8 protein-coding genes are annotated in these 7,999 nt (G+C 69.6%); all 8 read right to left on the reverse strand.

Annotated features, from left to right (window positions below; all coding sequences use genetic code 11):
• Positions 1-17: 17 nt before the first annotated feature.
• Positions 18-1,451, reverse strand: a complete 1,434-nt coding sequence (atpD, locus tag NH602_RS08680) for a F0F1 ATP synthase subunit beta (RefSeq protein WP_062397356.1) — start codon at positions 1,449-1,451, stop codon at positions 18-20.
• Complete coding sequence (locus NH602_RS08685; protein ID WP_100878597.1) at positions 1,451-2,473, reverse strand: F0F1 ATP synthase subunit gamma; 1,023 nt, start codon at positions 2,471-2,473, stop codon at positions 1,451-1,453. The genes atpD and NH602_RS08685 overlap by 1 nt, the downstream gene beginning before the upstream one ends.
• Before the next feature lie 12 nt (positions 2,474-2,485).
• The gene (atpA, locus tag NH602_RS08690) at positions 2,486-4,123 is read right to left on the reverse strand and encodes a F0F1 ATP synthase subunit alpha (RefSeq protein WP_179761947.1); all 1,638 of its coding nucleotides are present in this window, start codon (positions 4,121-4,123) and stop codon (positions 2,486-2,488) included.
• A 75-nt stretch (positions 4,124-4,198) separates the two neighbouring features.
• Positions 4,199-5,029: a F0F1 ATP synthase subunit delta gene (locus NH602_RS08695; RefSeq protein ID WP_253067517.1), complete on the reverse strand. Its 831-nt coding sequence runs from the start codon at positions 5,027-5,029 to the stop codon at positions 4,199-4,201.
• Complete coding sequence (locus NH602_RS08700; RefSeq protein ID WP_179761945.1) at positions 5,029-5,577, reverse strand: F0F1 ATP synthase subunit B; 549 nt, start codon at positions 5,575-5,577, stop codon at positions 5,029-5,031. The genes NH602_RS08695 and NH602_RS08700 overlap by 1 nt, the downstream gene beginning before the upstream one ends.
• Before the next feature lie 63 nt (positions 5,578-5,640).
• The gene (locus NH602_RS08705) at positions 5,641-5,886 is read right to left on the reverse strand and encodes a F0F1 ATP synthase subunit C (protein ID WP_020621511.1); all 246 of its coding nucleotides are present in this window, start codon (positions 5,884-5,886) and stop codon (positions 5,641-5,643) included.
• Between the two features lie 124 nt (positions 5,887-6,010).
• Entirely contained in the window at positions 6,011-6,784 is a 774-nt protein-coding gene (atpB, locus tag NH602_RS08710) for a F0F1 ATP synthase subunit A (RefSeq protein WP_062397367.1), read from the reverse strand.
• A 360-nt stretch (positions 6,785-7,144) separates the two neighbouring features.
• A complete protein-coding gene (locus NH602_RS08715) occupies positions 7,145-7,621 on the reverse strand; it encodes a hypothetical protein (protein ID WP_179761944.1) in 477 nt (158 codons plus the stop codon).
• Positions 7,622-7,999: the final 378 nt, after the last annotated feature.

Raw genomic sequence — 7,999 nt, forward strand, 5'->3', positions numbered from 1 at the left:
TCAGCAGGCATCGGTGATCAGCCCTCGAGCTTCTTGCGGTTCTTCTCCAGGTCGTCGAGACCGCCGCAGAGGAAGAACGCCTGCTCGGGGACGTCGTCGAACTCGCCCTTGGCGATCTTGTCGAACGCCTCGATCGTCTCCTTGAGCGGGACCGTCGAGCCCGGCTGGCCGGTGAACTGCTCGGCGACCAGCAGGTTCTGCGACAGGAAGCGCTCGATGCGACGCGCCCGGCCGACAAGCTGCTTGTCCTCCTCGGACAGCTCGTCGATACCGAGGATGGCGATGATGTCCTGCAGGTCGTTGTACTTCTGCAGGATCCGCTTGACCTCGTTGGCGACGCGGAAGTGCTCGTCACCGACGTACTGCGGGTCCAGGATCCGCGAGGTCGAGGTCAGCGGGTCCACCGCCGGGTAGATCCCCTTCTGGGAGATCGGCCGGGAGAGCTCGGTGGTGGCGTCGAGGTGCGCGAACGTCGTCGCCGGAGCCGGGTCGGTGTAGTCGTCCGCGGGGACGTAGATCGCCTGCATCGAGGTGATCGAACGACCGCGGGTCGAGGTGATCCGCTCCTGCAGCTCGCCCATCTCGTCGGCCAGGGTGGGCTGGTAGCCCACCGCGGACGGCATGCGGCCGAGGAGGGTCGAGACCTCCTGGCCGGCCTGGGTGAACCGGAAGATGTTGTCGATGAACAGGAGCACGTCCTGCTCCTGCACGTCACGGAAGTACTCCGCCATGGTCAGCGCGGAGAGCGCGACGCGCATACGGGTGCCCGGCGGCTCGTCCATCTGACCGAACACCAGAGCGGTGTTCTTCATGACGCCCGACTCGGTCATCTCCGTGATGAGGTCGTTGCCCTCACGGGTGCGCTCACCGACGCCGGCGAACACCGAGGTGCCACCGAAGTTCAGCGCGACACGCTGGATCATCTCCTGGATCAGCACGGTCTTGCCGACGCCGGCACCACCGAACAGACCGATCTTGCCGCCGACGACGTAGGGCGTCATCAGGTCCAGGACCTTGATGCCGGTCTCCAGCATCTCGGTCTTGCCCTCGAGCTCGTCGAAGCGCGGGGCCTTCTGGTGGATCGACCGCAGGTCACCGGTGAACTGGATGGACGGGTCGTCCAGGCAGTCGCCGAGGGCGTTGAACACGTGGCCCTTGACCTGGTCGCCCACCGGCACGGAGATCGGGCGGCCGAGGTCGGTGACCTCCTGGCCGCGCACGACGCCGTCGGTCGGCTGCATGGAGATGGCCCGGACCAGGTTGTCACCCAGGTGCGTGGCGATCTCCAGCGTCAGCTTGCGCTTGTCGCCGGAGAGGTCCACCTCCAGCGTGAGGGCGTTGAGCAGGTTCGGGACCTGGTCACGCGGGAACTCGACGTCGACGACCGGGCCGGTCACCTGGACGACGCGCCCGGTGATCGGGCCGGCCGAAGTTTCGGCGGTCGTGGTCATCAGCTCTCACTTCCTGCGCTGGCGAGAGCGTCGACCCCACCGACGATCTCGCTGATCTCCTGGGTGATCTGTGCCTGGCGAGCCTGGTTGGCCTCCAGGGTCAGGCTACGGATCAATTCGTTGGCGTTGTCCGTCGCGGCCTTCATGGCCCGCTGCCGGTTCGCCGACTCCGATGCCGCCGACTCCAGCAGGGCCGCGTAGAGGCGGGCCCCGATGTACTTCGGCAGCAGCGCGTCGAAGAGCGTGTCCGGGTCCGGCTCGAACTCGTAGAGCGGCTGGAGCCCCTTGCTCTCCGGGTGGTCCCGCTGGCTCTCGGCCGTGTCGGCGTCGGCGTCGCGGGCGACCGAGGGCAGCTCCGACCCGGCACCGACCGGCCTCGAGGAGGCGCTGTCGGCCGCGTACTCGACCTCGAGCGGAGCCATCCGCCGGGCCTGCGGCACCTGGGTGATCATGTTCTTGAAGCTGGTGTAGACGAGGTGCAGCTCGTCCACGCCGGTCACACCGTCGGTGTTGCCGTCGTGGTCGTCCTCACCGGCCATGAACGCGTCGACCAGGGTCTTCGCCGCCTCGGCCGCGTGCTCGTAGCCGGGCTGCTCGGAGAATCCGGTCCACGACTCCTCGATCTCCCGGTTGCGGAACCGGTAGTACGAGACGCCCTTGCGGCCGATCACGTAGAGGACCGGCTCCTTGCCCTGCTCACGGAGCAGGGCCTGGAGCTGCTCGGCCTCCTTGAGGACGTTGGCGTTGTAGCCGCCGCACTGACCACGGTCACTGGTGACGACCAGGACCGCGGCCCGCTTCGGCTGCTCCCGCTCGACGAGCAGCGGGTGGTCCAGCGCCGAGTTCGACGCGAGCTCCGACAGGGTGCTCGTCATCAGCTCGGCGTACGGACGTGCCTCGTCCACCCGCGCCCGGGCCTTCGCGATCCGTGAGGTCGCGATCAGCTCCTGGGAACGGGTGATCTTCTTGATGGACTGCGTCGACCGGATACGCCGGCGCAGCACCCGGATCTGTGCCGCCATCGGGTATCAGCCTCAGTTCTTCTTGACCGTGACGGTCTCCTGCTCGACATCGTCCTCATCGAGGGCCTTCTCGGCCTTCTCCTTGGGGACGACCGAGGAACCGTCGGACGCGGTGAACTCGTTGCGCTTGAACTCGTCGACCGACTTGGTCAGCGTCTCGACGGCGTCGTCGGAGAGCTTCCCGGTGTCGGTGATCTCGTTCAGGGCGCCGGAGGCGTGGCGACGCGAGTACTCGCGGAACTCCGACTCGAAGCGCTGCACGTCGGCGACGGGCACCGAGTCGAGCTTGCCCGAGGTGCCCAGCCAGATCGAGACGACCTGGTCCTGCACCGAGACCGGCGCGTACTGCGCCTGCTTCAGCAGCTCGACCAGGCGCTCGCCACGGCCCAGAGCGGCAGCCGAGGCGGCGTCGAGGTCGGAACCGAAGGCGGCGAACGCCTCCAGCTCGCGGTACTGCGACAGGTCCAGACGCAGCGAGCCCGAGACCGTCTTCATGGCCTTGATCTGCGCCGAGCCACCGACCCGGGAGACCGAGATACCGACGTTGATCGCCGGCCGGACACCCTGGTTGAACAGGTCGGACTCGAGGAAGACCTGGCCGTCGGTGATCGAGATGACGTTGGTCGGGATGTAGGCCGACACGTCGTTCGCCTTGGTCTCGATGATCGGCAGACCGGTCATCGACCCCGCACCGAGCTCGTCGGAGAGCTTCGCGCAGCGCTCCAGCAGACGCGAGTGCAGGTAGAAGACGTCGCCCGGGTAGGCCTCACGGCCCGGCGGGCGGCGCAGCAGCAGCGAGATCGCGCGGTAGGCCTCAGCCTGCTTCGACAGGTCGTCGAACACGATGAGGACGTGCTTGCCCTGGTACATCCAGTGCTGGCCGATGGCCGAGCCGGTGTAGGGCGCGAGCCACTTGAAGCCGGCCGGGTCGGACGCGGGGGCCGCGACGATCGTCGTGTACTCCAGCGCACCGGCGTCGGCGAGCGACTGCCGGACACCGGCGATCGTGGAGCCCTTCTGGCCGATGGCGACGTAGATGCAGCGGACCTGCTTCTTCGGGTCGCCCGACTCCCAGTTCTCCTTCTGGTTGATGATCGTGTCGACGCAGACCGCGGTCTTCCCGGTCTTGCGGTCGCCGATCACCAGCTGGCGCTGGCCGCGGCCGATCGGGGTCATGGCGTCGATGGCCTTGATCCCGGTCTGCAGCGGCTCGCCGACGGACTGGCGGTCCATCACGCCGGCCGCCTGGAGCTCGAGCACGCGGCGGGCGTCGCTCTCGACGTCGCCGAGGCCGTCGATCGGGTTGCCCAGCGGGTCGACGACCCGGCCCAGGTAGCCCTCGCCGACCGGCACGGACAGGACCTCGCCGGTACGGGTGACCTGCTGGCCCTCCTCGAGGCCGGTGTAGTCGCCCAGGACGACCGCACCGATCTCGTTCTGCTCGAGGTTCAGCGCGACGCCGCGGACGCCGCCCTCGAACTCGAGCAGCTCGTTGGTCATGGCCGAGGGCAGACCCTCGACGTGGGCGATGCCGTCACCGGTGTCGGCGACGGTCCCGACCTCACGGCGGGACGTGCCGCTCTCCAGCGACGAGACGTAGCTGGAGATCGCACTCCGGATCTCCTCGGAGGAGATCGTCAGCTCTGTCATGGCTGCGTCGTTCCTTCTCTCGAACGGGGTCTTCGGGTCGTTCCGCCGGGGTCCGGCGATCGCGTCCGAAGCAGGTCAGCTGGGCAGGGATCGGCGAGCTGCGGCGAGTCGACCCGCCACGCTGCCGTCGATGACCTCGCCGCCGACCTGCACGACCAGGCCTCCGAGGAGGCTCCGGTCGAGCTCGACCTGCAGGGAGATCGTGCGGCCGTACATACGGCCCAGGGTCTCGGCGAGCGTGGTCTCCTGCTCGGAGGAGAGCTCGACGGGTGTGCGCACCTTGGCGACCGAGCGGTCCCGGCGGGCCGCCGCGAGCTCGGCGAGCTCCTCGGCGACGACGTCGAGGTGCCGGCTGCGGGGCAGCCGGACCGCTTCGCGGAGCAGCGTCGCCGTCACCGGGTAGACCTTCTCGCCGAGCACCGAGTCCAGGAGCTGGACGCGACCCTCGACGGGCCGGGCGGCGTCGCCGAGCAGGCTCGCCAGCTGCGGCTCGCGGGCCACGATCCGGCCGAACCGGAACAGCTGGTCCTCGACCTCGTCGAGGGAGCCGTTGCGGTCCGCGATCGCGATGGCCGTGCGGCGGGCCAGGCCCTCCGCGCCGGTGACGATGTCGCGGGGGGTGGACCAGCGCTTGCCCGCCAGCTCGGAGACGAGGTCCACGGTCGGCTGCGAGAGCTGGGACCCGAACAGCCGGCGGACCAGGTCCGCGCGGGCGTCCTCGGGAGAGGACGCGTCGGCCAGCAGGCGCCGGACGGAGCGCTCGGAATCCAGGAACCGGGCCACCGCGAACAGCTCGTCCGCGGTCGTGGTCAGGTCCCGGGCCGACGCGGAGTCGGTCCAGGAGTCCAGCCGCTCGGTCAGCGCCGCGAGGGACTCACGGCTGGCGGGCTGCAGGACAGCCGCCATCAGTTCGCCCCGCTCCGCTGGGCCACGCCCTGCTGGTCGAGCTCACCGAGGAACGAGTCGATCGTCGCGGAACGACGCGAGTCGTCGGCCAGCTGCTCGCGCAGCAGGCGCTCGGCCAGCTGGACCGACAGACCCCCGACCTCGCTGCGCAGAGCACGCTGGGCGGCGTCGCGTGACGCGGCCACCTGCTCCTCGCCACGGGCCTTGATGCGCGCGGCCTCGGCCTCGGCCTCCTCGCGGAGCTCGGCCTTGATCTGCTGGCCCTCGGCCCGGGCGTCGTCGCGGATGCGCGCCGCCTCGGCCCGGAGGCCGGCGAGCTGCTCCTCGTACTCCTTCTTCAGCCGGTCCGCCTGCTCCTGGGTCTCCTGAGCACGCTTGAGGCCGCCCTCGATCGCGTCGGTCCGCTCCTCGTAGAGCGTCTCGAAGCGCGGGACCGCGAACTTCCAGAGCAGGAACAGCAGGATCGCGAACGCGACCACACCGAGCACGAGCTCATCGAGGTGCGGGAGAATCGGAAGCGGCTGTTCGGCGGCGAGAATCAGTTCCACCGTGTGTCCTTCCCTGACATGGCCGCCGGTACCGGGACCGGCATGAGAGTGATCTGCCGGCTCTTACTGCGCGATGAAGAAGAGCACCAGGCCGATCAGCATGACCAGCTCGGCGAGGACGAAGGTGGTCCAGCCGATACCCATCAGCTGGCCGCGGGCCTCCGGCTGGCGGGCGGTGCCGCTGATGACGGCCGACCAGATCAGGCCGACGCCGATACCGGCGCCGATGGCCGAGGCGCCGAACCCGATGGCCGCGAGGCCCGGGTTGATGTTGGCGGCTTCCTGGGCCAGAACCTGGGTGACGTTCACTTCGGGTTTCCTTCCGTCGGGTCCGCGGGATGCGGGTCGTTCGGTGTATCGGCCCGGACGGGCCGGCGGATGAAGCAGGTGGTGCGAGCGCGGTGCCGGCGGCACCGGGGTCTCGGTGGTGCTGTCAGTGGTCCTCGGAGATCGCCGCGCCGATGAACACGGCGGCGAGCAGGGCGAAGACGTAGGCCTGGATGACCTGGACCAGCGCCTCCAGGAACGTGAACGCGATCCCGGCGGCGAACACCACCGGGGACGCGATGACGAGCGCGGAGCCCGCCGACACCAGGAACGCCGCACCCACGGCGGTCAGGGCGAGGATGAGGTGGCCTGCGAACATCGCGGCGAACACACGCAGTGCCAGCGAGAGCGGCTGCACCAGGAACTTCTGCAGCAGCTCGATCACGATGATCAGCGGCGCGATGAAGACCGGGACGCCCGGCGGCAGGGCGGCGTGCTTGATGTAGCCGAAGAACCCGTGCTTCTTGAACCCGGCGTAGTGGTAGAAGACGTAGACGAACAACGCCAGCGCGATGGGGAACCCGATCCGCGACAGCGTCGGGAACTGGATCACCGGGATGATCGCGAAGATGTTGTTGACCAGGATGAAGCTGAACAGGCCGAGGATCAGCGGGATGTACCGCTTGAAGTCCTCGGAGCCGATCTGGTCACGCGCCATCGTGTTGCGCGGGATGTTGTAGAAGGACTCCAGCCCGAACTGGAATCGGCTCGGCACGATGGACAGCTTGCGCGTGCCCAGCGTGAAGACGGCCGCGACGATGATCAGCGACAGGACCGCCAGCACCATCGGCTTGGTGACGGCGCCGAAGATCGGCGGGTACTCGAACAGACCTGCGCCGGGCGGAGTGAACTCCTCGGCCGCCAGTACCAACGTGCCCAATGGGGGTCCTTCCGGTGCTCCCGTTCCGCATCCACGCGGAACGGGGGATCGCCTGCAAGGTGCCTCGTGGCGCGATGTGTTTCCGGGCGGCCGGGTCGAAACACCGGAAGTCACCCACATCGCCTACGTGGCGGATGCTATCAGCCGTACTTCTACACGATGTCGGGGGCTCGAACGCACCTCACCTGCGCGTTCGTCCGGCGAAACGATCTTGATCGGGTCCGGTGGGTCGCGTCGGGTGATTCACCGTTAACTCCCCCGGCGGTCGCCACCCGGTCATCCGCCCGACGCCCTCGGCAGCCCCCGCGGACGTCCGCGAGGGGGCCGCGGGAACGGACGAAACGGTCGTCGAACCCCAGGTCAGGCATCTGTGGACCCCGGATCGGTGCCGATCAGGATCTGGAGCTTCTGCCCCGCCCAGGCCTCCGCCGCCGTCGTCGTGATGAAGACGACGAGCATGGTGACGGCCAGTGACATGCGGTGCAGACCCGGCGCACCCCCGAGGGTGAACAGGGCGAGCAGGAGGATGATGGCCTTCATCGCGAGGCCGCCGAATGCGGCCAGCATCACAGCGCCCGGCTCGAGATGGGTCGTACGCAGCATCAACACCGGCGTGAGCAGGGCCGAGCCGGTGGCCAGCAGACCACCGAGGGCCGCGGCGGACAGGCCCGGGACCCCGGCTGCGACGATCCCGCCGACGGCGCAGACCACCGTGGTGGCCGCGCCGACCAGGGCGGCGCCGCGGGCCATCGACCCCGACAGCCGCCGCACGACCTGCGCCTGGCCGAGCGCGGGACCGTCGTACTCCACGGTCCCCCAGCGGTCCCATCGCCACACGGTGCGTCCGCCTCCCGGCTCACCGGCCGCCCCACCAGCGGGTACGGCTCCGCGCACACGGTAACCGGCGGGTCCGGCGCCCCGACCGGCGCCGTCCCCCGCGGTGTCCCGTGCCGCCCGGCCGGCGTCGAGAAGCTCCTGAGCGTCGTCGGACCGCCGTCGGGCGGCACCCAGGTGCTTCTCGACGCGCTCGACGGCCCCGGGACCGGGCGGCGTACGGGGCCGGGCGGGCCTGATCCGTGAGCGCGGACACCTCTCCCCAGGGCCAGGACCGGCGCCGGTCAGGCGTCGCGGTCCCGGGCGGGGTGGTGCGCGGGGGTGGGGACGGTCGGCTGGTCCGGCCCCGGTGTCGCGGCGGGGTGGGCGCGGTGGCCGGTG

This window comes from Pseudonocardia sp. McavD-2-B (assembly GCF_024124365.1).
Lineage (GTDB): Bacteria > Actinomycetota > Actinomycetes > Mycobacteriales > Pseudonocardiaceae > Pseudonocardia > Pseudonocardia alni.

Bases quoted from the DNA above. Each gene is read 5' to 3' on its own strand.
- atpD (WP_062397356.1), bottom strand. From the start codon at position 1,451: ATGACCACGACCGCCGAAACTTCGGCCGGCCCGATCACCGGGCGCGTC.
- NH602_RS08685 (WP_100878597.1), bottom strand. From the start codon at position 2,473: ATGGCGGCACAGATCCGGGTGCTGCGCCGGCGTATCCGGTCGACGCAG.
- atpA (WP_179761947.1), bottom strand. From the start codon at position 4,123: ATGACAGAGCTGACGATCTCCTCCGAGGAGATCCGGAGTGCGATCTCC.
- NH602_RS08695 (WP_253067517.1), bottom strand. From the start codon at position 5,029: ATGGCGGCTGTCCTGCAGCCCGCCAGCCGTGAGTCCCTCGCGGCGCTG.